Here is a 26876-nt window from a genome sequence, read left to right on the forward strand (position 1 = left end):
CATGGCTTTTGGAGGCGGCCTGGAGCCGCAACAGGACATGATGACCGAGCTGAATATGACCCCTTTGGTGGATGTGATGCTGGTGCTGCTGATCCTCTTTATGATCACCATGCCGTTACTGACACAGGCGGTCGCGGTGAATCTGCCAACGGCCAGCGAACAACCTGTGCAGACAGATCCTGAGGTAGTGGTGTTGTCGGTGGATAAAGACGGTTTATGGTACTGGCAACAGGACTTGGTTACCGAGCAGCAAATGCAGCAGCGTTTGCTGCAAGCAGCGGCTCAGCAGCCGGTCCTGCATCTGCAGGGCGATAAAGATGTGCCCTATCAACATATGGTGCGTCTGATGGCCCTGGTGCAACAAGCGGGGATAGAGCAACTTGGCTTTGTGACGGTACCTGCAGATTGAAAATACATCCTAAAGGCGAATCATTATCAATACTATGTCTTTGATGGTAAAGCGTTTTTTGTGTTCTTGCCTATTTTGGGCTAAGCTTAGTACCCGTTTCCATTTTCGGAGTTCGCTATGCAAGGCCATCCACAGGTGCTGGCGCAACTGAATCAGTTGCTTACCACCGAATTGACCTCGATTAATCAGTACTTTTTGCATGCCCGCATGTACAAAAACTGGGGCTTAAAAGGCCTGAACGATGCGTGCTACAAAAAATCCATTCTGGATATGAAGCAATCCGACAGCCTGATTGAACGTATTTTGTTTTTGGAAGGGCTGCCGAACCTGCAGGCACTGGGCAAACTGAATATTGGTGAAGCTACTGAGGAAATGCTGCAATGCGATATGGACTTTCAGTTGCAACAAGTGCCGCAACTCAAGCAAGCCATTGCGTTGTGTGAGCAGCATCAGGATTATGTCAGCCGTGACCTGCTGACTGAGATGCTGGAAGATGAAGAAGAGTACATCGACTGGCTGGAAACCCAGCAGCACCAAATCAGCAGTATGGGGCTGTCCAACTACCTGCAACTGCAGACAGGAGGTGATTAATGCAGGGCAAGCAAGTCATTATTGATGCACTCAATACCTTACTGGCCAATGAGCTCAGTGCGATGGATCAGTACTTTATCCATTCGCGCATGTATCAGGATTGGGGCCTTCAGAAGCTGTATCAGCGCATCGACCATGAGTTCGACGATGAAAAAGGCCATGCCGCCGCTTTGATTGAGCGTATTTTGTTTTTGGAAGGGGTACCGGATCTGAGCAAACGCGATGGCATCAAGGTGGGCAAAGATGTCCCCGAAATGCTGCAAAATGATCTGGATGTAGAATACCGGGTGGATGCCTTACTCAAAGACACCATGGCGCTGTGCGAAAAAGAGCAGGATTACGTCACCCGCAGCATCTTGCAGCAGTTGCTGGATGACACCGAAAATGACCACGCCTATTGGCTGGAGCAACAGCTACGCCTGATCAAGCTGCTGGGCCTGCCCAACTACCTGCAATCGCAGAGTTAATTTTGCTCCCCCTGCAGGGCAGGGGGAGTAGTCTACAAAATGCTTTATTTCTGATTGCAATTTTGCATATCAATCAATTTTTCAGAATAACCCCATCGATTTAAATTGAGAATAATTCTCATTTGATTCAGGTTCTGTTCGGTATTTCATTCTATAATGGGTAAAACGACCCTGCGGAGTATGCAATGAATACAGCCAGCCTGAGCAAATTCAGTAAACTAACCCCACGCAAACTGCTGGGCTGGGGTATTTTGCTGCTTGGGGCTGGCTATGGCATCCAGCAGTTGGTGTTGCTGATGCAGCAGCAGGATCATGTTCGCTATGCATTTTATGCTGGTATGGCGGCAGCGGTTGCCACCGCTCTAGGAGCCATTCCAGCTTTGTTTTCCCGTCGTCTTTCTGCCCGTTTGCATGCGGCTATGTTGGGTTTTGGTGGTGGGGTGATGTTGGCAGCCAGCATTTTTTCGCTGATCGTGCCTGCACTGACCCTGTTTGAAACTAGCGCACAAAGCTGGCAAGGACCCTTGCAAGTGGCTGCTGCTATACTGTTGGGCGCTTTGCTGATGTTGGCACTGGAGCGCAGCGTGCCGCATGAACACTTTATCAAAGGAACCGAGGGGCATCAGGCACTGGCATTAAAGCGGAGTTGGTTGTTCGTTATCGCCATCATTCTACATAATATCCCGGAAGGCCTGGCCATTGGTGTTGCCTATGCCAGTGGCGATGCGGTAGGCGCTTCGGCGTTGGCGACCGGTATCTCCTTGCAGAATGTGCCGGAAGGCTTTGTGGTGGCCATGGCATTGCTTGCCGTAGGCTACAGCCGGCTGGTGGCTTTGAGCGTAGGGATGTTATCTGGTTTGGTCGAACCGGTGATGGCGGTGACCGGCGCCATCGTGATGACAAACCCGATGCTGCTGCCCTGGGGTCTGGCGATGGCGGCAGGTGCCATGCTGTTTGTGATAAGCCATGAAATGATCCCGGAGTCGCACCGGCAGGGCCATGAAATGGCAGCGACCAATGGCCTGATGCTGGGCTTTGTGTTGATGCTGGTGCTGGATACGGCACTGGGGTAATGAACTATTTTTTGTGATAACATCACAAAGTAATTGCAACTAAGAATCATTCTCAATATTATTGCAGTCTCTGTATTCAATTAAGGAGATTGTATGAAACCCAACATCCACCCCGAGTACCGTCAGGTACTGTTTCACGATATGGCCGCAGATGCCTATTTTTTGGTCGGTTCCACCATTCAAACCGAACGCACCAAAACCTGGAGTGACGGCAACACCTATCCATATGTGCCGCTGGATGTGTCCAGCGCCTCGCATCCCATTTACACCGGCAAGCAGAAGCAAATCAGCAGCGAAGGCCGGATGGCCAACTTCGGCAAGAAGTTTGGTCGTTTTTTGGCAACGAAAGGAGATGCCTCATGAAAGTACTGTCGTCGTTGAAGTCCGCTAAAAATCGTCACCCGGACTGCCAAATCGTCAAACGGCGTGGCAAAGTTTTTGTTATTTGCAAAAGCAATCCACGCTTTAAAGCACGTCAGGGCTAGAGCAACAGACTCTAAACTGCGCTAGACTAATTGTGATATTATCACAATTCTGGAGTTGTTATGCTGTGGCAGTTGATGTTGGCTGCATCCCTGGTGGTGCTGGTCGCCGTGTTCGGTGGTGTGTTATTGCTGCTGGCACGCCCCTGGCTGAAGTGGCTCCAGCCTTTGTTGTTGTGTCTGGCCATTGGTGTGTTACTGGGCAGTGCTTTTTTGCATCTGATCCCGGAAGCGTTAGAGCTCTCAGCCTCACCGCATCCGGTAATGCTGGCAGTTCTGTTCGGCTTTTTGTTGTTCCATGGACTGGAGCAGGGGCTGCACTGGCACCGGCATGAGTTACCAAGCTCAGCAGAGCGCTTGCCCTCCTATGCCCGGATGAATCTGCTGGGCGATGGCCTGCACAATGCGGTCGATGGCATTCTGATAGGCGCCAGCTTTCTGGTTGATCCGGCACTGGGCTGGGCCACCACGCTGGCGGTGGTATGGCATGAACTGCCGAAGGAATTGTCGGATGTGGCCATCCTGCTGCATGGCGGTGCCAGTTTTAAGCGTGCCATCGCATTAAATGCGCTGTGCAGCCTGCCGGTGTTTGCCGGCGCTTTGTTGCTCTATCTGGCAGGCCAATGGCTGGTATTGCCACTGGCAGCGCTATTAGCCATTACGGCAGGTGGTTTCTTGTACATTGCCTTGATCGATCTCTATCCATTGCTAAAAGGCTTATGGCAACAACGGCTGCTGTCACAGCATCTGGCCTTGTTCACCGGTATTGGCTTGATGTTGGGCTTTGTGTTGTTAGAAGGGCATTAAAGCCGGCTGCAAAAAGTTACAACCGGCTGCTAGCACTACTCGACAGTCAGTCCTAAAAACTGAAAAGCTTGTGCCTCGGTGAACTTGGCCGAGGTTTCACCAGCATACACTTGGTTGGCATCGGCGCGCAGCACTTTGACCGGGGCATTTTCGCTGAAATCCAGTTTCGTCAGGTCGACCCAAAAGGTATTGGGCGTCAGCGCGGTTTCAAAGAAATAGCGCAGATGCTTGTGATCGGCCACCACCCGCCATTGGGTAGTGGATAAATTCGGGTAGCCTTCAATCTGATAACCATAGGGCACCGAGGTGTTTCGGATCACGCTAAAGACACTGGCAGTGGCAATCTGAGGATCACTGGTTTGCGGAATGCTGTGGATGTAGTAGTGCGCCCGTACAAAACGATCCGGGGCTTTCACCGTACCCGGTAAAAACACATTGCCCGGAATGCTGTCCCAGTACTTTTGAATGGCCAGTTGCTGCTGGTACGGCGGATCATTGGTCATCACCACGTAAGAGGGATCATGGTGGATCACCAGCTGGCCTTCGATGTACTCGAAAATGGCATTATCGCCGGTTGGATCCGACAACGATAAATGGATGGTGGTCATTCTATCGGTGCCTGGGATCACATCGGTCACCACCACAAAGTCTTCCCGGCTAAGGGCTGCTACTGCTTCGGCCACGGTCGCGAAGTTATCCAACGCATACTGCGCCCACAGCGAAATGGACAAACCTGGCCTGCCGCTATCGGGGTTAAACTCGGGGTACTCGGATTCAACCAGCCACAGCATATTGGCCACCAGGCCTTTTTCATTCATGCCATCCGAAGTGGCAATGTCCCAGGAGCTGACCGCAAGGCTGCCGTATTGGGCAGTCCAGCGTACCGAGTTATCGCCCACTTCACCCTGACGCTCGATGCCGCGTGGAAATACCCAGAGATTGGCAGGTATTGGCATGGCAAAGTCCATGCTGCGCCCGGTCAGAATGGTCTGCTCCGGGCCCTTGTACATCACCCGGGTGCAAGCCTCTGCCTGCTGGCTGGTAATAGCGAAGGTCAGGCTGGCGGCCAGCAGCAAGCTAGTTATTGTATTCAGTGAAAATCGCATCGGTTCCATCTCCATGGTTACTTTGGGATAAGCATCCTGCTTAGTCTAGTCAGGCCACACTGTTTTGACCAGATTTAGCTTTAAGCAACCTGTGCTGCCCTGCGACATTATGTCGCATCCCTGCGGTGTTGTGCCTCTGGTAGAGTAAATCAAGTCAATTCAGAGGTTTATTCATGATTTCTAATATTTGCCTGGCACTTATGGCCATGAGTACGGCTGCCTCAGACATGCCTACCAAGGTAGCGGCTGCACCGGATGGCGTTGAAGTCATGGTAGTGACCAGCAGCCGTCAGGCGCAGGCACTAACCAACCTGGCGGAATCGGTCGCTGTGTTGGGTGAAGACAGCATCCAGAATGTCAGCCCCGGCCACCCGGCCGAGCTGTTAAACCGGGTATCCGGGGTGCATGTCAATGACTTGGGTGGGGAAGGGCATATGACCGCTATTCGCCAGCCTATCACCACCGGCGGGGTTTACCTTTTTTTGGAAGATGGCCTGCCAACCCGGCCAACCGGCTTTTTTAACCACAATGGGCTGTACGAAATTGATATGCCAAATTCCGGCCGGGTGGAAGTGACCAAGGGGCCGGGTTCTGCGCTCTACGGCAGCGATGCCATTGGCGGCATTTTTAATATTTTAACCCTAGAGCCGACCGATCAGCTCAGTGGCCGGCTGCAGGCAGAGCTTGGCAGCGATGGCTGGCAACGTGGCCTGATGGCCGTGAGCGGTGCTTTGAATGCCCAGCACCGGGCCCGGCTGCAACTGAATCGCACCCAAAGCGATGGCTTTCGGGAAGAAGCCGATTATCAGCGTTTTTCCAGCAGCTTGCGGCTCGACAGTGACCTCACACCGCAGCTGCAACTTAAAACCCTGGCCAGTTTTGGCAGCATTGACCAAAGTGGCACCTCGGGCTTAAACCAGGCTGATTTTACCAGCAATCCGCGCAAAAACCGCTTTCATGGCGATATGGGCGCGCGCGATGTGCAGGCGTTTCGGTTATCGACGGAACTGCGTTATCAGCTGTCCGATCGCAGCGAATGGATGCTGACACCCTTTTACCGCAACAACCGCTCGGATCTGATGCCCAGTTGGATGCTGACCTATGATCCGGTGCTGCAATCCACCCGTTTTTCCTCCTATGGGCTACTGACACAGTTCTCGCAGCAGGCGTCAGCGGACTTCAACTGGACAGCCGGGTTGGATCTGGACGTGACACCTGCCACCTTCCGCGAGCAGCAAATCAGCATCGTGATGCAAGAGGATATTTTTGTTGATTACCAACAAACCGGGCGAACCAATTACCACTACGATGCAGATCAAACCAGCATCTCGCCCTATGCGCAGTTGCAATGGTTTGCTTCAGATCAATGGATCCTAAGCCTGGGCGCCCGGTACGACTGGTTTGAAGTCGATTACACCGATCGGCTGGATCCGTCGGTGCCACAGCAAGTAGGACGTACTACCTGGCTTCGGCCCGAGTCGCAGCGCATTCGCTACCAGCAACTTAGCCCCAAGTTCGGCGTTGTTTACAAGCTGGCCTCGAATCAACAGCTGTATGCCAATCGCCGCCATGCCTTTCGGGTGCCTTCGGTCGGGCAGGTGTTTCGCCCGGGTTCCAGTCAGGATACCACCGAGCTGAAACCGGTCACCGCCATCAACCATGAGCTGGGCTGGAGGGCGCAGCTGGATGGACTGCGACTGGATGCCAGTGTCTACGACTTGCAAATCAAAGACGATGTGGTCAGTTACATTGATGGCAACACCCGCAAGGTTATCAATGCCGGCCAAACCTCGCATCGGGGGCTGGAGCTGATGGCCAGCTGGCAACTCAGCGACGCCTGGACGTGGAACCTCAGTGGCACCTTTACCCGGCAAAAGTACCGTGATTTTCAGTATTTATTTAGCTGCTTTCCGCCGGCCTGTGTGCCTGCTATCAACGAAACCCGCAACTTTGCTGGCTTTGAGGTGGGCAAAGCGCCGCGTCAGCTTTGGCAAAGCAGCCTGAGTTACCAGCCACTCAGCATGGAGGGGCTCTGGCTGGAGCTGGAATGGCAGCAAGTTGGCCGCTACTACACCGATGAGACCAACACCAATACTTACCCAGGGCATGATCTGTTCCATCTGCGGGCGCGCTATCAAATGGGCGAGCACTGGCAGCTGGCGATTCGGTTAATGAACCTGACCGATAAGAACTATTCTACCCTGACCAGCAATCAGGTAGGCTCGACCGACATCGACTACCGGCCCGGCATGCCGCGCAGCGTTTTTGTCTCGGCCACCTGGCAATTTTAAGGCAGAAGGTAGGAGGATGCAGTGATGACCACATCAAACGCAATACGCACCAGCCAGTTGGTGCGCTGGCACCGTGTACTGCTCTGGCTGGGTGGCATCACTTTGCTGCTGTTTGCGCTAACCGGGGTGTCGCATCCCATTATGAGTTGGACCGGCCCACAGGCCGTCACCATGCGACCGCCAACACTCAGTTTGAGCGAAGCCGAACTGAATCAGGCCATGCAGCGGTTGCAGCAAGCCAATCTGCCCGCTCAGTCGCTGGTGAAGCTGGTGCCCTACCAGCAGCAGGTGCTGTTGCAGCTGACCTCGGATTTGCAAAGTCCACGCCAGTACCTGAGCTTGTATGATGAAGCCAGTGCCATCAGCGATCAGCAGATGGCGATCTGGCTGGCCAGTCATTACAGCGGTTTGGAGGAAACCCAGGTGCGCAGCAGCCGGTTGCAAACCGAATTCGACAGCGCCTACCCGTCGGTCAATCGCTTATTGCCGGTGTGGCAGGTCGATTTTGATTCCGGGCTTAGTCTGTATGTGCATACCGAAACTCTGAGCCTCGCGGGCATTACCAATGCGTACAAAACCAACTTGCAGGCGCTGTTTCGCCAGTTTCACAGCTGGCAATGGCTGGATGGGGTGCCGATTATCAAAGCTCTGGTGATGACAGTGCTGTTGGGCAGTGCCTTGCTGCTGGTGCTGACTGGCGGCTGGTTGTTGCTGCGCCTGCCGTTTAAGGCAAAACGTCGCGGCCTGCGCCGCTGGCACTATCTGCTGTCCTGGGGGTTATTGCTGCCGGTGACGCTGTATTTGCTGACCGGCATCTACCACTTTGCCTACAAGTATGTAAAGCCCGATACACTGGGCTTAACGGCCAGCAATGCTCAACCGTTGCCAGAACAGTGGCAGCTGCCGGCAGGCGTGTTGCCGACCGATGCGGTGCTAAACAGTGCCAGTCTGGTACAGGGGCCCGCTTCGCACTGGTACTGGCGTTTATCGCTGCACAATGCAACTCAGCAGGCCGACCGGCACAGCCGCTTTGCCGGCCAGGCATCCGAGCGCGGGGCGCTCTTTATCCCGCTGCTGTCGGATGCACCGGCGCTGGACGATGCTTCGTATGCGCAGCTGTTGGCGGAGCGCTTTATTGGGCTAACCCCCGAAGCGATATCCAGGCAACAGCTGGTACAGCGTTTTGGGCCGGATTACGATTTTCGCAACAAGCGCCTGCCGGTCTGGCAGCTCGATTATGCCAAGGGGCGGATTTTTGTCGACAGTGCCAGCGGTCAGTTGGTGGAGCAACAAAGCCGCAGCAGTCGCTATGAGCGTTACAGCTTTTCCTTTGTGCACAAATGGGGCATTTTGCAGCCCTGGCTGGGGCGCGATGGCCGCGATAAGGTGGTAGTGGCCATGATGGCACTGGTTTTGCTGCTGGCCGGCATGGGCTTTGCGATGCGGCTTAGACGGCGTTAGTCTTTGCTGAGCAGCTGCGACACTATGTCGCATGGTGCTTTGGGGAGGCAGCAGGTATTCTTAGTAGAGACTTTTCCACTGCTGTGCGATAGTCTGTAATGACATTTTGCAACGGCTGCCTGGCAGCCGTCTTTTTTGTGGAATCCATGTCATGCTTTCCCTGACCGTTCTAGAACCGCAGCACCAATTGCGTCAGTTGGCCCGCTTTCGTTGGGGGGTGATTGGCTTTATTGCATTGGCGATGCTGGCCGCCTGGCTACTGCATTACCCGGTCAGCTCTTGGCCTTTGCTTGGGCTCTTGCTGGTGCTTTTTGCTGCCTCCAATGTGTTACTGCCATTATTGCCCAATGCAAGCCAGTACAGCATGCGTTTGTATGCACTCTATGCGTTGGCGGATATTGTGTTGCTCTGCTGCATGCTGGTGTTAACCGGCGGGGTCAGCAATGGTTTGGTCGCGCTGCTGCTGCTGCCGGTGGCAATGGCCTCGGTGCTGCTGCCGGGCCGCTTGTGTTATTTGGTGGCGCTGATTGCGGTGCTGGCATACAGCTTGCTGATGCAATTAGGGGATATCAGCGCACTGCCGATTGCTGGCGGTTGGCTTGAGTTGCAGCCGGAACACGCAGCTGGCGCAGCGCATGCGCATCATGGTGCTGGCCATGGCAGCTTTGATCAGCATCTGCTGCAAATGTGGTGGGCCTTTGCGCTCTCAGCAGCACTGATCAGTTGGTTTATCAGTGCTCAGGCCCGGCAAATCCGCAAGCAAGCCCGAGTGCTGAATCAGTTGCAGCAACAACAGCTGCGACAAGAGCAAATGTTGGCTCTGGCAACTTTTGCCGCCAATGCCGCTCATGATTTAGCCACGCCCATTCAAACCATGGCACTGATTGCCGACGAGCTTGAAACCGACACCGCTCAGACAGAGCAATGGCAGGACTTGAAACAGCAACTGCAGCGTTGTCAGCATCTGGTGCAGCAGCTGCGTCGGGATGCCGGCAGTCTGCGCCAGCCGCAGCAAGCCGAGCCGGTACTCAAGCTGACCGAACAAACGGTACAGCGTTGGCTGGCCAGCCGGCCCGATATTGAAGCCGAGTGTCAGTTTGACAGTAAAGCCACTGATTTTTTACTGGCGGAGCCGCAAAGCCTGGCAGCGGCGCTGCTGAATATTCTGGATAACGCCGCCGATGCCAGCCTGGCGCGGCAACAGCCAAAGCTCTCCATTAGCTGTCAGCTCAGCGAACAAGGCTGCAGCATCCGCATTCGTGATTATGGTGAGGGTTTTTCCGAGCAGCGTTTGCAGGAGCTGGGGCATTTGCCACAGCTTAGTAGTCAGGGCCTTGGCATCGGTCAGTTTCTGGCCAATGCCAGCATTGAGCGATTGGGCGGTAAGGTCGTCCGCAGTAATCTGGCCGATGGCGCACTGACCTGCATTGAGCTGCCCAGGAACTCTGCATGAATGAGCAACCCAAGATGAATGAACCAGATCGCATGAATAAGCCGCAGCGCATCAAGCTGGTGCTGGTCGATGACGATGCCGTACTGCTGCGCACCCTGGCGCGCCGTTTTGAGCAAACCGGTGCGAGGGTGGTGACTTTTGCCGAGCCCTGCACCTGCGACCAGCTGATTGCTGAGCAAGCCGATGCCTACCTGCTGGATTTGCGTTTTGCCAGCCAGTCTGGCCTGAGCTTTATTGAACCGCTACGCGCGGCGCTGCCCAACTGCCGGATTGTGCTGCTAACCGGCTATGGCAGTATTGCCAATGCGGTGCAGGCAGTGAAATTAGGCGCCGACGACTATCTGACCAAACCGGTCGATTTTCAGCAGTTGCGCCAGGTGCTTTATGGCCAGTTCTTGCTAACAGAACCAGACACCCCGGCAAGTGAACAGCCAGAGCCTGCTTCGACGCTCAGTTTGCTAAGCCCGGAGCAGCTGGAATGGGAGCATATCCAGCGAGTGCTGACCGAACAGGATGGTAATATCTCGCAAACCGCCCGGATGCTGGGCATGCATCGTCGTACTTTGCAGCGCAAATTGCTAAAGCGTCGCCCCTGACTGCGGTGTTGGTGCTGTTCATCTTGTTTTAATCTGTTCGCTGTGTTGTGTTAATTCCTTTGTCGGTTTTCCCTTCATGCCTCGGCTGTAAAGTTGTCCCTGTCCGGTGTGAGAGCACCCTTCACTGAAAAGGAAAACCTATGTCAACTCGAATTGTATCCATCATTTCTGGCACTGTGCTCAGCCTGGCTGCTTTGCAAGTGGTTGCGGCGCCTGTGGTCAATAACAACATCACCGAAGCTGAGGTTAAAGCTGCCCAACAGGCCTGGGGGCAAGCGTTGATTGCTATCAGCTCTGCTTACAAGGACGGTGGCCGTGATCAGGCGGAGCAAAAAGCACGCTCAGTGTTGGATGCAGCTTATGGCTACGGTCATGGTGCGGTTTTATTTAAGCCTACGCTGGCCAGTGGCGAACAAACCTTTCGTACCAGCTACGAGGGTGCTTTGGCCTATTTTGTTGGTGGCAACAGCGCATTCCCTGATGACAGTGGCTTTGCGCTGAAGGGGTGGACCGGTTATCAGTTTAACAACGCGGCGGTGTACATCAATGGCGACCTGGCACTGACCATGGGCCATGTGATGCTGACCGATGCCAGTGGTGCTATCACTACCGTGGACAAAACCTGGGGCTTTAAAAAAGACGAGCAGGGCGCCCTGCGCATCGTACTGCATCACTCGTCATTGCCGTTTAGCGCTAATTAAGGGAACGAGTAGGGGAGCAATGGCAAGGATGCCATTGCCAGGTTAACGTGATTTAGTAAGTAAGCTGGTTATTGTTTCTGTAAGTGTTGTTCATCCCAACCCGTTTTGGCTGGCCATCCCTCCTCTGCGGCCAGCCCTTTTTTATTCTGGTTGCAAACAATAGCCGAGCCCACGCCGGGTATGCAGCAATTTAACGGTATGCGACTCATCAACTTTCTTCCGTAGCCGCGCCATATACACATCCACGATGTTGGTCAGTGGATCTTCGTTCAAGCCCCAGACATTTGTCAGGATCCTTTCCCGGCTGAAGACTTTGCCGCTGTTGCTCATCAGCAACTCCAGAATACCGAGTTCCTTGGCCGTTAATTGCAGAGTTTTACCGGCACGCTGGGCTTGCATGCTGTCTAAATCCAGCACCAGATCGGCCACCTGCAACTGACGTTGATGCAGGCTACTGACATCCCGTTTCGCCAGGGCTTCAATCCGGGCTAACAGCTCTTCGAAGTGAAACGGCTTGCCCAAATAGTCATCGGCACCGGCTCGCAGGCCCCGGACCCGCTCATCAACTTCGGATAGAGCCGATAAAATCAGAATACGCGCCTGAATTTGCTGGCTGCGGATCTGCTGGCATAAGGTCAGGCCATCCAGTTGGGGTAGCATGCGATCCAGCACAATCACATCCGGCTCGAACTGCCGCACCATCTCCAGTGCATGCAGGCCGTCCTGCAATAGCTGAGTCAGATAACCCTCGGCTTTTAAGCCTCGTGATAAAAAGCTGCCAACTTTCTCATCGTCTTCAATAATCAGTATTTTCATGCTGGGTTCCGTTAAAAATTGGCAGCTTAAGGCATACTCGGGTGCCTTGGGGCTGATTGGGATGCAGCTCAATGGTGCCATCCTGCGCTTCCATAATGGCTTTGGCAATGCAAAGGCCTATCCCCAGGCCATCGGGTCGGGCGCTTCGGGCCGCGATCCCGCGAAAGTGACGCTGAAACAAGCGATCCTGTTCTTCTGCGCTGATGCCAATGCCCTGATCGGCTAGCTCCAACTGCAGTTCATTGTCACTCAGTGCCAGGCTAAGCTGCAGCTCTGGGTTACTGGCGGCATACTGCTGGGCATTGTCGGTAATAATCCGCAGCACACTGGCAAATTTGTCGGCATCGAGCAGCAGCCAGGCGTCGGCCGGTAACTCAGCAGGCATGTTCAATGTTAACCGGAAGCGGCTAGTGAGTTGCTGTTGCACCGTAGCCGTGGCCAGAGCCTGAAAATCCAGCACACTGATGCGCTGTAAGTGCACTTGCAGTAAGCGTTCTTCACCTCTTGCCAGCAGCAACAAATCCTCAATCCGCCGGCTTAATTGCTGGCTGGCCGCCAGAATCCGGCCAAAAGCCTCTTTGTATTCAGCACTGTCTTTATCTTTACCGCGCAGGCTGATTTCGGCTTCGCCCTGAATGCTGGTGGCTGGGGTGCGCAGCTCATGGCTGATATCCGCCAGCAATTGTTTTTGCCGGTGTTCGGTTTCATGAAGCTGGGCCAGCGCTTGCTGCAGTTCAGCGGTGCGGGCTTGCACCCGTTGCTCCGTCGCCAGCTGGCTTTGTTTTTCCTCGCGGGCAAAATCTTCAATGTAACCGGACATCAGATTAAATTGCCGGGCCAGCTCAGCAAACTCTGTTGGCCCTTTCTCCTGAATGCGGTGGGCAAAGTTGCCTTGTTGCAATTGCTTGGTACCATCCAGCAGCCGCTGCAATGGCTGGCTCAAGGCCCGGGATAAATGCCAGCCAATCACAATGGCAAACAGCAAACCAAGCAGGCTGATCAGCAGCATGGTGTGTTGCACCTGTTGCACGGCAGAGAGCGCATCCGCTTCGGTACTGCTGGCCCGCTGCTTTTGATCGGCAATGGCCTGCTGTAACAATTCAGACAGATCGGTATCCTGAAATTTATCAAACAAGCTAATCAGGGTACGCCAGCGCTCCAGATCATCCTGGTAGGCGGCAATTTCGCGGGTTTTCAGTGCATGTTCCAGCGTATGTAAGTTGGATTGCAGCAAGGAAATGACTTTGACCTGCTGCATAATAAACTGCAAGTCGGATTCATTGGTGCTGTAAAGTTGATCGCGAATGGCCAGTTGATCCAGAGTCTGCAACTGGTGCTGCATACGGCCAAACAGAGTATCGCGAAAGCCGGTATTGGCATCCTCGGTCAGCAGGTACTCGGCCAGCCAGACTTTCAGCCGTTGTTTGTCGGCCCGCAGCGAAATAAACTCGGTCAGCATCTGGTTGGCAATGCGGTTACGCTTGGTGTGAAACTCCGAATTTTGATGCGCCCAAAAACCAATACCAGACAGCAGCAGGCTAATACCCACCAGAATACAGAGCGATACGATCAGTTTGCGTAAATACATCGATATAGCCCATTCACTGCACTATCAGGCAGTATATGGGCTTTATCGGTTTGGATCATGAATATCGGGTTAAATTCATTGATCACTCTGCGTTCATCAGCAACAGGGTTGCAAGTGCTTACGCTTTTTCGCTTGAGTGCGTCGCAGAGCCCCAAGAGCAAAAAGACCGGCCAGCAGACCGCCAAAGCTCGCAGGCTCAGAGACAGTGGCCTGCTGGTTAAAACGAATACCAACCTGATAATACCCGTTTTGCCAGCCAGTGATAAATTGATACTGCGGTAACTGGCTAAGGCCCGTGAAGCTGACTCTCTGTTGGTCGAACCCCGTTACGCTTTGTGCGCTGAATAAACTCCAGACATCGTCCAGGCCGGGTAACCAGTTGGAGAGATCCAACGTCAGCCAGCTATCAGCACCAAAGGCCAAATCGCCATCAATTGCCAGCATGCTAGTTGCAGCCAAATTGCTCAGACTAAAGCTAAGCTCTCCATCCAGTAGGGCATTGCCCTGCACATCTAGCTGCGCATTGGAGTCGATAGCGAGAATATCCCCAGCGTTGATTTGAAGATCGGCCGCCATCTGCCAAATGCCTTGCTGCACTTGCCAGGACTGGAATTGCTCAATATGACCAAAAGAGCCATGACCGTCCCCGGTAAGGATCAACTGATTCTGGCCAGTACCGCCCAGAATGCTTCCCTGAATCATACTGCCAGCATGCAGCTCCAGGCGGTCATTCCCACCCCCCATATCGATAGCAACCCCCTGATTCCGGCTGAGGATGCTACCTTTGTTAATCAGGGTATCGTCCCAGTTGCCACGCAACTGCACCCCTTCATTCAGCGCATCAATGGTGCCGGCATTGACCAGCAGGGTGGCACCAAAGGCCGCTCCGCCATCGCTGTCATCTATCAGGATCCCCCGATCGCTGCTGTAAATGGTCGCCCCACTGTGGTTGATGATACGACCACCCCCCATGGCAATGCCATCTGCCCGATTAGGATCGCCATTTTTTACCCCAGCTGCGCCAATGCCTTCAATCCAGCCATAGTTTTCAATATCGCCGATAAAGTCGATATCAATGCCATCGCCATCCCCTTCGCTAAGCTGCGGATTATAGCGGCCTGAAATCACACCGTAGTTCAGTACCCTGCCATTGCCGTCCAGGTTCACGCCTGAGCCATTCCAGCCAATAATGGTACCGTCGGCCTGATTGACCACTTCAATAAAGCCATTGCCGGTGATGCCATGGCGAGCTCCCTCGATACGACCACCCGCCAGATTAAACACCTGGCCATCGTGCTGCTGAAAATCAATGCCATCGGCCGAGGTGCTCTCAGCGCCCTCCACCAAACCAGCTCCGCCGGCACGAATCAAACCGGCATTAAACACCTGACCATGGCCGCCTGGGCGAACAGCATCTGCATCGGCACTTTGGATGATAGCACCGGCATTGTTGCGAATGATGGCATGGACAGCCGTTCCTGTGACTGAGTTGAAATCGACCGCTTGACCGGAGTCATCACCCTGGCCGGTGGCTTCGATAAGACCATCATTCACCAGCATTAAGCTGCCGCCGGTGAGATCGTAATTGACCCGAATGGCGTCGTTCTGTGCCTGAATCACGCCACTGGCGCTGTTGTGAATGTCGATAAACCGTGCACCACCATCGCCATTGATATCAATACCCCGGCGCCCCTGACCCTGACTGCTTACCGTGCCGGAGTTGTTGATAGTCACTGTGGTCAGGTTGCCGGTTCGAATGGTATCGTGTTGCACCGAGTGCATCGTACCCAGGTTATTCAGCCGCAGCTCGCCTTGCTGCATGTCGGCAAAGTCCAGCACCTGGCCTTCATTAGATCGCATGGTCCCGGCATTGTCGATGTGGACGGAGCCGAGGATCCCGGAACTGAAGTTCAACCGAAAGGCATCGTTATCACTGTCGATGAGCGCTGCTTCATGGTTCAACAACACAAAGTGGTAATGGTCGGAGGCGGTATTGCCTTGGGTATCGATAGCACGGGCCCCGGCAGTGGCCAGTATCTGCCCTTGGTTCTCAATGCGCACTGTGCCCTGTTCGGCGGCAGACCAGCGAATGGCTTGATTGCCGGCTTGCTGCAGGGTAGCGCCTTGTTCAATGGTACCGGTTTCGCTCCCTGTCAGCGTCTGGCGGCCGGTAACGGTTTGTCCTTCCAAAATGGTAAAAGGGGCGGCCAATACACCGCTTGAGGTGAATGCCGAGCAGAAGCATAAAGCGATGGCTGTTCGTGAAAATGGGATGATCACTGTGAAGTCCTTGTTCGTTGACCCAAACGGACTAAGGCTACATGCAGATTGTGACAGCATGGTGACAGTGTCGCATTGGGATTCATACGGATGGCCTACAGGGCTCGTGATGCTTGGTGACCTTTGCTTTACAGGCTGGATCTTCTAAACTAAGCCTATAGTTGAATTAATATGGTCTTCGCGTGCGTCAATGCCTTGCTGTGCTCATTGTGATGCTGTCATTGGCTGTGCTCAGGGCTTGGGCCGAACAGCCGTTTCGGTTTAATTTGTACACCGAAAACTATCCGCCATGGAACTACCAAACTGCGCAAGGCATTACCGGCATCAACGTCGAGTTGTTGCGGCTGGCTCTCGAGAGAAACCGCTATCAGGGGCGCTTTGCGGTGGTGCCCTGGGGACGTGCGCAGCGCTTTACCCAGACCGAGCCGGATAGCTGTTTCTTTTCTGCGGTGCGTAGTGAAGAGCGCGAAAATATCTATCAATGGGTTGGCCCGCTCAGTCAGGAGTCTGTGCAGTTATTTAGCCTGGATCCTACAGTACCACATGTCGTCGATATTGCATCGGTATCAGGACTTCGTATTGGCGGTCAGACGGAGGATGCGTTTACCGATTATGCTGAGAGTCTGGGTCTTCGGGTAGAGCGGGTGACGGACATTCCGGTCAACTTGGCCATGCTGCAATCCGGACGCATTGATCTCTGGCTGGCGGGCTCGGTTGGTGGGCCTTTTATTGCCCGTCGTGAGGGGATTCCGGTGTTTCCGGTTGCTACCAGCGAGCGGGTATTTGAACTTTGGTTGGCTTGCAATCCGGCTATGCCAACGGAGGTTATTCAACACTTAAACACCGCATTGGAGGCATTGAAACAGGATGGCAGCTGGGAAGCAATTTTGGCGGATTACCGTTAGCGCAATCCGCCTGTGGGTAAAGCGGATGGCTAAAAGCCCAGTGGAATGCCAAAGCTGAAGAAACCAACCAGCAACAGGATCCAAACTCCCAAAAATGCCAGCGAGTAAGGCAGCATCATCGCAATCATTTCACCAAAGCGCAGCTCAGGATTGTATTTGCGCATAAAGGCCAGAATAATGCCGGCGTAAGTCATCATCGGGGTAATGATGTTGGTGGCCGAATCGGCGACCCGAAAGGCTGCTGCCACCAAGTCCGGTGTCATCGCCGGGTTCACCATGTACAACATCGGAATAAAAATCGGCCCCAGCAGCATCCACTTCGAGGTAAGCCCGCCGACAAAGAGGTTGATCAGTGCAGTCACCAGCACAAAGCCAATTAACAGCAGCACCGGGTAGCTTTGCAAGCCCAGTAAAATCAGCGCATTGGCGCCCAGATAGGTGATGTAGGCTCCCAGGCCACTGTAACTGAGCACGCCGAGAAAGTTGTAGCAAAAGAAGGTCAGCACCAGAATGTAGCCCATGGTGTCCATTTGTTTCACCATGGCTTTCACCACATCCATCATGCTGCCAAATTTGCTGCTGGCAACGCCAAAGGCAATACCGATGGCGGCAAAGACGAAGGTGATTATCAGGATGATGTTGTTCAAAAAGGGCGTCACTTCCTGACCGGCTTCATTGGTGTAGGGTGCTAAGGGGCCCAGTGCCAGAGCGGCGACTGCAGCCAGTGCCAGCAGTAAGGCGATGCCAGAGGCGCGCAGACCGCGCTGCTCTTGTGGCGTGACATCAAAGTCGGAAATTTGTAGATCCTTAGGGACGGTGTACGGCTTGTGCTCCAGCCGTGGGCCGACTAATTTAATTGTGACCCAGGCGCCGACGGCAGCCAGCACAAAGGTCGACACCAGGATAAAGTAATAGTGCATGGTGGCTGGCGTTAAGGCGTCGCCTGCGGCATTGACGAAAGGGATGCCCTGCGCTTCGGCAAAAACCTGGGCATTGACGCCAATGATCACATCAATCGGCGTCGCTGGGATCAAGTTGGCGCTAAAACCGGCCGAGACGCCGGCAAAAGCGGCCGCCATACCAATCAAAGGGTTCTTACCCAGGCCGGCATAGAGCAAACCGGCCAGCGGAATTAAAATCAAATAACCGGCATCGGTGGCAATGGAGCTCATAATGCCCAAAAACACCAGCAGTAGTGGCAACCAGGTGACTGGTAAACTGCGGCTGATCTTTTTCAGCACAGCGCCAAACAAGCCAGAGTGCTCGGCAATGCCCACCCCCAGCATCACAATCAGAATGACCCCAAGCACACCACCGCCAAAGCCCAGCCAGTTGGTCAGCAAGGCATTGTCAAACAGCCAGACCACATTTTCCCGAGCCAGCATGTTTTGAATTTCGTGCACCACAGGCACGCCACCCGCGCCATGGGTTTCAAAGGTGATACCGCCCATCAGGGCGGTCAGCAGCAAGGCGCCAACCAGAAAATAGATAAAGATAATGACCGGATCCGGGATCCGTCTGCCGACGCGCTCCACAAAGGCAATAAAGCCGGTTTGGCTGTCTGAGACCGGGGTTGTCATAAAAACCTCGTGTTGTTGTCTGTTAAAAAAATCACCGCAGCCTAAAAGAAAAACGACTTAGGGACAAGGTTTGTGACTGAAAGTGGCTACCAAATCGGGTCCAGCGTCAGCAGCAGGCGTTTGCCCTTGATGCCCGGTGAGCGGTGACTGATGGCATGACACTGGCTGCCTTCCCAGCCACTGCCTTTGAGCAGGGCCACATCGCCGGTTTGTAGTTGCATGGTGGCTGTAGGCAGTGCGACAGGCCCGCCATGCCACTCGGTCGCCGGGCCGCTGTAGGTGCAGACCAGTCTGCACAGCAGATGGTCGGTATGAAATTTGGGGCACATCGGTTTATCGAGCACCCGCAGGCGCAGCCCAAGCTGCGGACAGTCCATCAGACAGCCAAAGATGTCTGCCAGCAGCTGGACATCGGCGACAAATTCGGCTTTGCCACTGCCCGCAGGCAGTGCAGCCGTCAAAGCACTGGCAATATCATGGATCGGCAGCATGCGTTGCAGCGGCAATGCCAGTTGCTCCAGCAGCACTTTGCAGTAGGAGTCTATGGCAGGTGTACATGCACGCTGCCAGACCGCCAAATTCACCTCAGGTTCGAAAATCGCCAGCAGGCTGTCGCGCTCTGAACCTAGTTGCTGTCTGGCAAAAGAGTGGGCTGGGTTTGGCTCCGAGGTTGGTTCTGGCCGGATCTGTGCAATGGTGCTCATGCCTGGGTTTCCTCAGTGCTTATGCCAGAGCTTCTTCGGCGCTGGGTGCAAAAGGGTTGGCGAAGGCTTGCCAGCCAGCTTCGCCTAACGCCAGTTCCGCATCGGTGAGCAAAGCTGCGTGCAGCTGCGCCAGCATGGTAGCCTTATCCAGTTGCTGGCCAATAAACACCAGTTCCTGACGCCGGTCGCCAAAAGGCTCCTGAAATTGCGCCAAAATAGCGGCCTGGCTTTCATCATCCTCTGGCCATTGCGCGCGGGGCACCGCCTGCCAGAACAAGCCAGCCATGCCATAACGGGCGATACCTCCGGCCTGATGCCATTGCCAGGCATAGTCGGCCGGTGCCGCCAGCCAGAAATAGCCTTTGGAGCGCAACAAGCGCCCGCTCGGCCAGTCCTGATGCAAAAAGGCATAAAAACGCTCCGGGTGAAATGGGCGGCGGGCACTGAAGCTAAAGCTGCTGATGCCGTACTCTTCGGTTTCCGGGGTGTGTTCGCCGCGCAGCTCCTGCAACCAACCCGGAGCCTGAGCTGCTTGCTCAAAGTCGAACAAACCGGTGTTGAGCAGCTGGTTCAGAGGCACCTTGCCGTGATCGGCAATCAGTTGTTGTGCCCGTGGATTCAGTGATTTTAGCACCGCCTGCAAATTGGCCAGCTGCTCGGCGGATACTAAATCCGCTTTGCTAATTACCAGCACATCGCAAAACTCCACTTGCTCTATCAGCAAGTCGGCAACACTGCGCTCATCCTCGTCGCCCAGGCTTTCGCCTGTACTGGCCAAATCCTTTGCCTGCTGGTAATCCTGCAAAAAGTTGGCTGCATCCACCACCGTCACCATGGTATCCAGTCTGGCAATGTCGCTTAAACGGCTGCCATCTTCATGCTCAAAGGTAAAGGTTTCGGCCACCGGCAAGGGCTCTGAAATGCCGGTTGATTCAATCACCAGATAATCAAAGCGGCCATCCTGGGCGAGCTTGCCAATTTCCAACAGCAGATCCTCGCGCAAGGTGCAGCAAATGCAGCCATTGCTCATTTCCACCAGCTTTTCTTCGGCGCGATTCAGGCTAACTTCCTGATTGACCTGAGCTGCGTCGATGTTGATCTCACTCATGTCATTGACAATGACGGCAATGCGCAGGCCATCGCGGTTGTGCAGGATCTGGTTCAGCAGCGTGGTTTTGCCGGCACCCAAAAAGCCGGACAGCACGGTGACGGGCAAAGGCGTAGAGGTTGTGGTGGCCATAAGGACCTCGAAATGTGATGGTATAACATTGCAATGGTAGCATGCTGGCTAGCTCTGTAAAGCCCAATCAGCCGGCGATACAAGCAAGCGCCTGACACCATAGGGCTGTGTCAGGCGCATCATCAGCGATCTGTGAATGGTGTTATGGCAGCCGCCGCTGCAGGCCAAGCTGATAAAATTCACTGTGCTTAGACCAATTGGGCCATTGGCCAGAGTTGGCCAGCTCTTCCAGCACGCCGTAATGCAATTGGGTATCTTGCAGCATAGCACCAAAGTCCCAATCTTCACTGAAGGTATCGTCCGGCGTATGGTAGCGGCTTTGGGTGGCTTGCAAAGCCGCTTCACCAACGGCAGTGCCGCCTGACAGGCTGTCGGTGCCTGGCCCCATAAACAAGCCTGGGACACCGACCTGGGCAAAGGCAAACTGATCAGAGCGGTAGAAAAAGCCTTTTTCCACTTCCGGATTGCCGGCTACAACCCGGCCCTGACGCGCGGCCTGGCGGCGAACGACGTCATCCAGCTCCGATTGGCCTAAACCAATGATCCAGACATCGCGGGTTGCCGGTACCGGCAACAGCGCATCGATATTGATGTTGGCGACGATATTGGCCAACGGCACGGTTGGGTTGGCGGCATAATGCTTGGTGCCCAGCAAGCCAGACTCTTCCAGCGTCACCACCAGGAACAACACCGAGCGTTCAAAGCCGCCTTGTTGCTGGGCTTTCGCTGCGATTTCCAGCAAAGCCGCCACGCCACCGGCATTATCAATAGCGCCATTGTAAATGGCCAGTTCGCCTTCTTCTGTAGCAATGGCACCCAGATGGTCCCAGTGGGCGGTGACCACTATCCACTCATCAGCACGGCTGCTGCCGGGGATGCTGGCAAGCACATTGTCGGAACGACCGGTTTGAACGTCCAGCTCAATGCTGGCACTGAGTTGATGGCCGGTTAGTGGAACTGCCTGAAAGCCTGGTTGATGGGCCGCAGTTTTTAAAGCCTGAAAATTCAGCCCGGCACTGGCAAATAGCTGTTCTGCGCCCGTGCTGGACAGCCAGCCAATAACGGGGGTCTTCTCACTGCTGTTGTCGGCTAAATCAAACTGGGCTCGCTGCATCATGTTTTGCGCCACAGCAAAGCCATAACCGGCAGCTTCGGTGTCATGCACAATCAGGCAGGCCGCTGCTTGTTGCCGGGCACACTCTTCGAACTTGTAGGTCCAGCGGCCGTAGTAGGTCATTTCCGGGCCTTTAAATAAAGCTGGATCCTGGCTGGCAAAGCCAGGGTCGTTCACCAGCACAATCACGGTTTTACCAGTGGCATCAAAAGCCGCGTAGTCATGCCACTGGTATTCCGGGGCTTCAACGCCATAACCCGCAAAGACAATATCGCTGGGTTCAAGCGTTACTTGCGTTTGACCGGTACGGGAGCTGATCACCAAATCGCTGCCTATCTCAGGTTGCCAGCCGCTTGGGCTGCCGCTTAGCTGCACTTTTGGATTGCCGATATTGGTGACTTGCATGTAGGGCACGGCCTGGGTATAGCTACCGGCATGGCCCGGCTGCAAACCCAGTTGCCGGAAGTGTTCGACCAGGTAATGCACCGTGCGGGTTTCGCCTTCGGTGCCCGGCTGGCGGCCCAGAAACTCATCGCTGGCCAGGGTGCGGATATGCTGAGCCAGTGCTTCGGACTGGAAATCAGGCAGGGCCGTGCTGGCAGCAGGTTCAGGTGCTTTACTGCAAGCGCTGAGAGTCAGGCCTAGCAGTGCCAACGTCAGTAGGGGGTGTTTGTTCATTGTGATTCCTTAGTGTGATGGCTATCGGCAAATACAAAAGGTTTACCTTGCGGCGGCCCCAGCACTTCATCGCTGTGCATCACCAAGCGACCGGCAATGATGGTGGCGATGGGCCAGCCGGTGACTTGTTCGCCGTGATAGGGTGTCCAACCGGCCTTGCTGGCGATCCAGCTGTTGTCGATGGTGCGCTGGGCGTTTAGATCGACCAGGGTAAAATCGGCATCGTAGCCAACGGCGATGCGGCCTTTGCCTCTCAGGCCAAAAATTCGGGCCGGGTTGCTGCTGGTTAAATCGACCAGCCGCTGCAAACTCAGCTTGCCAGCGGCGACATGGTTCAGCATCACCGGCAGCAGGGTTTGCACTCCGGTCATGCCACTGGGGGAGTCCGGGTAGGGGCGGGACTTTTCCTCCAGGGTATGAGGCGCATGATCGCTGCCCAGAATATCGACCGTGCCATCGGCGATGCCTTGCCACAGGCCTTGCTGGTGCTTGCTATCACGCACCGGCGGGTTCATCTGGGCCAGACTGCCAAGGCGCTGGTAGCAATCCGGCGCCACCAGTGACAAATGATGCGGGGTGGTTTCTACCGTGACGCGATCTTTAAAGGCTGCCAGATAGGCCATTTCATCGGCGGTGGAAATATGCAGAATGTGCAGCGGCCGGTTGGCTTGTTCGGCCAGAGCGATGATCCGCTGAGTGGCCAGCAGGGCACTTTGGGCATCACGCCACAGCGGGTGGTTTTCAACTTCGCCGGCGGTCAGGGCTTTGCGCTCACGTAGCCTAGCTTCATCTTCGGCATGAATGGCCACCCGGCGCCGGCCATCCTGCAAGATGTGCAGCAGCAGCTCGTCTTGCTCGGCCAGCAAGTCGCCAAAGGAGCTGCCCATAAAGACCTTGATGCCAGCACAGCCCGGCAATTGCTCAAGCGCTGCCAGCTGGCCCAGATTGGCGGCACTGCCGCCAATGTAAAAAGCATAATTGCAGTAGCTCTGCTCTGCAGCGATGCTGAGCTTTGCTTGCAGACAGTCGGCAGAGAGCGTCAGCGGGTTGGTATTGGGCATTTCAAAGAAGCCGGTGATGCCCCCCAACACAGCCCCTTTGCTGCCATGATGGATGTCTTCTTTGTGAGTGAGCCCCGGCTCACGAAAATGCACCTGGGTATCGATCGCGCCGGGCAACAGGTGCAGGCCTTTGGCATCCAGCTGGCGTTTGGCCTGCCAGCCGCTGGCGCCGATGGCGGCAATGCGCCCGGCAATCACAGCGACATCGGTTTGCTGCAGTCCCGCCGGGGTCATCACCTGTGCACCCTGGATCAGCAAATCGGCGTCTTTGTGCTGGATGCGAGTTAACCAATCGGTCGCGTTCATATTATGGCTCCCTGGAAGCATGAATTCGGGCATAAGCATCGTGCGGATGCAGGCTTTCCAAATGCTGCACCTCAATGCAAACATCCGGGTACTGTGGACTTAAGCAGGCAGCAAGGCGGCGCGCTGCGTCTTCAACAAACATCAGATTGGCGCCATTTAACCGGGCAAATTCCTGTTCATCGACACGTTTGACCGCCGTTTGCACCGGGGTGGCTAAAGCCGTTTCGGCCTGCTCAATGACGGCACTGATCGGAAAGCCACTGGCCGCAGCTGCCAGCGATAGTTCAATGCTGGCGACACTGCGCTGACTGTGCGGTGTGGCATAGCTGCCGTGTTGCAGCAGCCAGTCGGCTACGTTGGCTTTGGGCAGGACTTCATCGCTAAAATCGGCCAGAAACTTTTGTTGCAGCAATTGCCGGCTTAAGGCGGCCGAGCAGGGGCAGGTGGAGGAATACTGCACGGCCACGGTTAGCTGTAGCTGAAAGCCTTTGGGGCTCAGGCTGGCTTTCAGTTTTACCGGATAACGGCGCCAACCGCCAAGATCTGGCGTCACCAGCGCCGGGCGCTTGCAGAGGCGATCAAAAGAGAGCTCCAGTAGCACCTGATCGCTGTGGCAATCCTGATGACTGTGCAGCAACTGCTGCAGCAGTTGTTTCAGGTTCGCTGGGGTGCACAGCTGCTTATCGGCAAAGTCATTCAGTAAACGGTACAGGCGCGACATATGGATGCCGCGAGCATCGGTTTTTGGCAGATTAATGCCAATGCTGGCTTTGACCTGTTGCACCATGGCATCCCCGCCATCGGATACCTGCAGCAGTAAATCCAGCTGCTGCATACCTACTTCATCCAGCCTGCTGCTGGTTTGCTGCACGGTTTCGCGGGTAATATCCGGCAACTCTGTTTGCATTCTGGTGTACTCCTGCTGCAACGACAAAATGTGATAATATCACATTTTGTCGTTGTCACACCCCTACTGGTCGCAGCTTTGTTGCGATAGGGCGCTGCATGCTTTAGCATGCCGTCGGTTTTTAAAAGTTTGTTATGGAGTTGCTGATGTTAAAACTATCCCCACTGGCTTGTGCGGTCGCTTTGGCATTGCCAGCCATGCTGCATGCAGGTGAAGTGTCTTTTGATGATGACCGTGATGGTGCCCGGTTGGAACGCATTGAAGTACGGGCCTCTGGTTTGCGGCGTGATGTGGTGGAGATGGCGGGGCCAGTCTCGGTATTAAGCGGCGATGAGCTGGTACGGCGCACCGAAGCCAGCATCGGCGAAACCTTAAAATTTGAGCCCGGCGTGCACGGCAACTACTTTGGCCCTGTGGCCTCCAGCCCGGTGATCCGTGGTCTGGATGGCCCACGGGTGCAGGTGATCCACAATGGCATGAGCACCGGCGATGTCTCGCGCGAAGGGCCGGATCACACCATCACTGCCGATGCCATTACCGCCCAGCAAATTGAAGTGCTGCGCGGCCCGGCTACTTTATTGTATGGCAGTGGCGCCATTGGCGGTGTCATTAATGTGGTGGATAACCGCATTCCCCGCACGGCCCTGGCCGAGCCGGAAACTGTGTTGCAAGGACGTTTTAACAGCGCTGCTGCCGAGCGCTCGCTGGCTTTTGCCCATGACAGCGCAGCCGAGACCCTGGCGTTTCATGCCGACGGTTATTACCGCAAGGGCAACGACTACCGGGTGCCGGAGTATCAGAGCGATGAAGGCTTTCGCAGCAAGCGGCTGGACAATTCCTGGTCGGATCATCAGGTACTGAATCTGGGCTCCAGCCATATCGCCGACTGGGGCTTTGTCGGCATCAGCTATGGCTACATCAGCAGCGAATACGGCCTGCCGGAAGGGCCGCAGGATCCGTTGGATGATGACGATGGCGAATTGATAAAACTGAACCAGCAGCGGCTGGCACTGGCGGCCGAGTACCGGCCACAGCATGCCAATTGGGAACTGCTGACTGCCGATCTGGCCTTTACCGATTACGACCATGCCGAGTATGACGAGGGTGAAGCCGAAACCGAGTTTACAAGCAAGCAATGGGAGCTGCGACTGACCGGCACTTACTTGCTGGACTCTGGCTGGCGTGGCATTGTCGGCTACCATGGCACCGTACGTGATTACGAAGCGCTGGGTGAAGAAGCCTTTACCCCCAATACCGATACCGACAGCCATGCTTTATTTTTGCTGCAGGAAAAAAGCTTTGGAGACCTGAAATTTGAGTTTGGCAGTCGCTACGAGCGCTTAACGCAAAAAGCCTCCGAGGTCGAGGATGCGCTGGGTGTACGCGATATCCGCGATCCTTTCAACCTCTTTAGCTGGTCGGTCGGTGCGGTCTATCAGCTGGCCGATGGCCATCAGCTGACCGCTGCATTTAGTCAGGCGCAGCGGGCACCGGCGGCCAACGAACTCTATGCCAATGGCATTCATGTCGGCACCCGCTCGTTTGAGATCGGCACCGCCTATCGGGTGACACACAGCAATGGCCAGACTGAAATCCTCAGCGATGCCAGCTTATCCAAGGCAGAAAAAGCCAACAATGTGGATCTGGGGGTGCGTGGACAGTTGGCTAGCGTGCAGTATCAGTTCAACCTGTTTTACAACCAGATTGATGATTTCGCCTATTTAAGCAATCTGGGCTTTGAGATTGCCGGCTTTGATGCTTATCAGTACCGGCAGGATGATGCCCGTTTGCATGGCGCAGAAGCCAGTGTGCGCTGGCAGCTGGCGCCGGATCATCAGCTCAGCCTGATGGGCGATCTGGTGCGGGCCCGGCTGAGTGATGGCGGCAACTTGCCGCGCATTCCGCCGTTCCGACTGGGCGCTGAGTATCAGTTTACCGCCGATGCCTGGACGGCCCAGCTGGGAGTCATGCATCATGGCCGCCAGAACAAGGTAGCAGCCAATGAAACGCCGACCGACAGCTACACCCTGGTTGAAGCCGCGGTGAACTATCATTTCAGCTGGCAGCACTGGGAGTTGATGGCTTTTGCCAAGGCGCAAAACCTGACCAACCAGCTTGCCTTTGTCCACAGCTCTTTTATCAAAGAAGACGCGCCATTGGCTGGCCGTAATCTGACGGTAGGGATGCAGCTGCGTTTCTGAGCTTCTGAGCTTTCGGCCAAAGCGCTGCCTGTGGTATAACAACCACAGGCAGCAAACGA

The 26876-nt window shown here is 54.9% G+C and carries 24 protein-coding genes; 14 read left to right on the forward strand and 10 right to left on the reverse strand.

Annotated elements, in window-relative coordinates; genetic code table 11:
• Position 1 precedes the first annotated feature (1 nt).
• The 7 genes from QWY20_RS05090 to QWY20_RS05120 all read left to right on the forward strand — a co-directional run bounded on the left by QWY20_RS05090 (position 2) and on the right by QWY20_RS05120 (position 3829).
• Positions 2-409 carry an ExbD/TolR family protein gene (locus tag QWY20_RS05090; protein WP_330086455.1) on the forward strand — a complete coding sequence of 136 codons (408 nt, stop codon included), beginning with the start codon at positions 2-4 and terminating at the stop codon, positions 407-409.
• 117 nt (positions 410-526) lie between these two features.
• Positions 527-1000 carry a bacterioferritin gene (bfr, locus tag QWY20_RS05095; RefSeq protein ID WP_330127955.1) on the forward strand — a complete coding sequence of 158 codons (474 nt, stop codon included), beginning with the start codon at positions 527-529 and terminating at the stop codon, positions 998-1000.
• The gene (gene bfr / locus QWY20_RS05100; RefSeq protein WP_330127956.1) at positions 1000-1467 is read left to right on the forward strand and encodes a bacterioferritin; all 468 of its coding nucleotides are present in this window, start codon (positions 1000-1002) and stop codon (positions 1465-1467) included. The genes bfr (QWY20_RS05095) and bfr (QWY20_RS05100) overlap by 1 nt, the downstream gene beginning before the upstream one ends.
• 185 nt (positions 1468-1652) lie before the next feature.
• The gene (locus QWY20_RS05105; protein ID WP_330127957.1) at positions 1653-2540 is read left to right on the forward strand and encodes a ZIP family metal transporter; all 888 of its coding nucleotides are present in this window, start codon (positions 1653-1655) and stop codon (positions 2538-2540) included.
• Between the two features lie 93 nt (positions 2541-2633).
• Positions 2634-2903: a type B 50S ribosomal protein L31 gene (locus QWY20_RS05110; protein ID WP_330127958.1), complete on the forward strand. Its 270-nt coding sequence runs from the start codon at positions 2634-2636 to the stop codon at positions 2901-2903.
• A complete protein-coding gene (gene ykgO / locus QWY20_RS05115; RefSeq protein ID WP_330086463.1) occupies positions 2900-3025 on the forward strand; it encodes a type B 50S ribosomal protein L36 in 126 nt (41 codons plus the stop codon). The genes QWY20_RS05110 and ykgO overlap by 4 nt, the downstream gene beginning before the upstream one ends.
• Before the next feature lie 60 nt (positions 3026-3085).
• Complete coding sequence (locus tag QWY20_RS05120; protein WP_330127959.1) at positions 3086-3829, forward strand: ZIP family metal transporter; 744 nt, start codon at positions 3086-3088, stop codon at positions 3827-3829.
• 35 nt (positions 3830-3864) lie between these two features.
• Here the strand turns inward: QWY20_RS05120 and QWY20_RS05125 are convergent, their stop codons facing one another.
• The gene (locus tag QWY20_RS05125) at positions 3865-4935 is read right to left on the reverse strand and encodes a linear amide C-N hydrolase (protein WP_330127960.1); all 1071 of its coding nucleotides are present in this window, start codon (positions 4933-4935) and stop codon (positions 3865-3867) included.
• A gap of 173 nt (positions 4936-5108) precedes the next feature.
• On the opposite strand from QWY20_RS05125, the gene QWY20_RS05130 reads away from it, so the two are divergent.
• The 5 genes from QWY20_RS05130 to QWY20_RS05150 all read left to right on the forward strand — a co-directional run bounded on the left by QWY20_RS05130 (position 5109) and on the right by QWY20_RS05150 (position 11437).
• Positions 5109-7226 (forward strand): TonB-dependent receptor, encoded by a 2118-nt coding sequence (locus QWY20_RS05130; protein WP_330127961.1) that lies wholly within the window; start codon positions 5109-5111, stop codon positions 7224-7226.
• A gap of 24 nt (positions 7227-7250) precedes the next feature.
• Positions 7251-8687 carry a hypothetical protein gene (locus QWY20_RS05135; RefSeq protein ID WP_330127963.1) on the forward strand — a complete coding sequence of 479 codons (1437 nt, stop codon included), beginning with the start codon at positions 7251-7253 and terminating at the stop codon, positions 8685-8687.
• 151 nt (positions 8688-8838) lie between these two features.
• On the forward strand, positions 8839-10140 hold the full coding sequence (locus QWY20_RS05140) for a sensor histidine kinase (protein WP_330127964.1): 1302 nt from the start codon (positions 8839-8841) through the stop codon (positions 10138-10140).
• Between the two features lie 50 nt (positions 10141-10190).
• Positions 10191-10736 carry a response regulator transcription factor gene (locus QWY20_RS05145; protein ID WP_407935401.1) on the forward strand — a complete coding sequence of 182 codons (546 nt, stop codon included), beginning with the start codon at positions 10191-10193 and terminating at the stop codon, positions 10734-10736.
• A gap of 140 nt (positions 10737-10876) precedes the next feature.
• Positions 10877-11437, forward strand: coding sequence for a phosphoribosyl-AMP cyclohydrolase (locus tag QWY20_RS05150; protein ID WP_330127966.1), 561 nt, complete (start codon positions 10877-10879; stop codon positions 11435-11437).
• Between the two features lie 141 nt (positions 11438-11578).
• Here QWY20_RS05150 and QWY20_RS05155 read toward each other — a convergent pair whose 3' ends face one another.
• From QWY20_RS05155 to QWY20_RS05165, 3 genes are all read right to left on the reverse strand, one after another.
• Positions 11579-12253 (reverse strand): response regulator transcription factor, encoded by a 675-nt coding sequence (locus QWY20_RS05155; RefSeq protein WP_330127967.1) that lies wholly within the window; start codon positions 12251-12253, stop codon positions 11579-11581.
• The gene (locus QWY20_RS05160) at positions 12234-13841 is read right to left on the reverse strand and encodes a sensor histidine kinase (protein WP_330127968.1); all 1608 of its coding nucleotides are present in this window, start codon (positions 13839-13841) and stop codon (positions 12234-12236) included. The genes QWY20_RS05155 and QWY20_RS05160 overlap by 20 nt, the downstream gene beginning before the upstream one ends.
• 96 nt (positions 13842-13937) lie before the next feature.
• Positions 13938-16121: an autotransporter outer membrane beta-barrel domain-containing protein gene (locus tag QWY20_RS05165; RefSeq protein WP_330127969.1), complete on the reverse strand. Its 2184-nt coding sequence runs from the start codon at positions 16119-16121 to the stop codon at positions 13938-13940.
• 182 nt (positions 16122-16303) lie between these two features.
• Between QWY20_RS05165 and QWY20_RS05170 the strand changes: the two genes are divergently transcribed.
• Positions 16304-17026, forward strand: coding sequence for a substrate-binding periplasmic protein (locus QWY20_RS05170; RefSeq protein WP_330127970.1), 723 nt, complete (start codon positions 16304-16306; stop codon positions 17024-17026).
• A gap of 29 nt (positions 17027-17055) precedes the next feature.
• Here the strand turns inward: QWY20_RS05170 and QWY20_RS05175 are convergent, their stop codons facing one another.
• From QWY20_RS05175 to folE2, 6 genes are all read right to left on the reverse strand, one after another.
• Positions 17056-18606: an AbgT family transporter gene (locus tag QWY20_RS05175; protein WP_330127971.1), complete on the reverse strand. Its 1551-nt coding sequence runs from the start codon at positions 18604-18606 to the stop codon at positions 17056-17058.
• An 86-nt stretch (positions 18607-18692) separates the two neighbouring features.
• On the reverse strand, positions 18693-19310 hold the full coding sequence (locus QWY20_RS05180) for a DUF1826 domain-containing protein (RefSeq protein WP_330127972.1): 618 nt from the start codon (positions 19308-19310) through the stop codon (positions 18693-18695).
• Between the two features lie 19 nt (positions 19311-19329).
• Positions 19330-20550 (reverse strand): zinc metallochaperone GTPase ZigA, encoded by a 1221-nt coding sequence (zigA, locus tag QWY20_RS05185; RefSeq protein WP_330127973.1) that lies wholly within the window; start codon positions 20548-20550, stop codon positions 19330-19332.
• Positions 20551-20692: 142 nt separating this feature from the next.
• Entirely contained in the window at positions 20693-22342 is a 1650-nt protein-coding gene (locus QWY20_RS05190; RefSeq protein ID WP_330127974.1) for a M28 family peptidase, read from the reverse strand.
• A complete protein-coding gene (locus QWY20_RS05195; protein ID WP_330127975.1) occupies positions 22339-23709 on the reverse strand; it encodes a dihydroorotase in 1371 nt (456 codons plus the stop codon). Before QWY20_RS05195 ends, QWY20_RS05190 begins: the two co-directional genes overlap by 4 nt.
• 1 nt (position 23710) lies before the next feature.
• Positions 23711-24616 carry a GTP cyclohydrolase FolE2 gene (folE2, locus tag QWY20_RS05200; RefSeq protein ID WP_330127976.1) on the reverse strand — a complete coding sequence of 302 codons (906 nt, stop codon included), beginning with the start codon at positions 24614-24616 and terminating at the stop codon, positions 23711-23713.
• A gap of 146 nt (positions 24617-24762) precedes the next feature.
• On the opposite strand from folE2, the gene QWY20_RS05205 reads away from it, so the two are divergent.
• Positions 24763-26817 carry a TonB-dependent receptor gene (locus QWY20_RS05205; protein WP_330127977.1) on the forward strand — a complete coding sequence of 685 codons (2055 nt, stop codon included), beginning with the start codon at positions 24763-24765 and terminating at the stop codon, positions 26815-26817.
• Positions 26818-26876 lie beyond the last annotated feature (59 nt).

This window comes from Alkalimonas cellulosilytica (assembly GCF_036325985.1).
Classification (GTDB): domain Bacteria; phylum Pseudomonadota; class Gammaproteobacteria; order Enterobacterales; family Alteromonadaceae; genus Alkalimonas; species Alkalimonas cellulosilytica.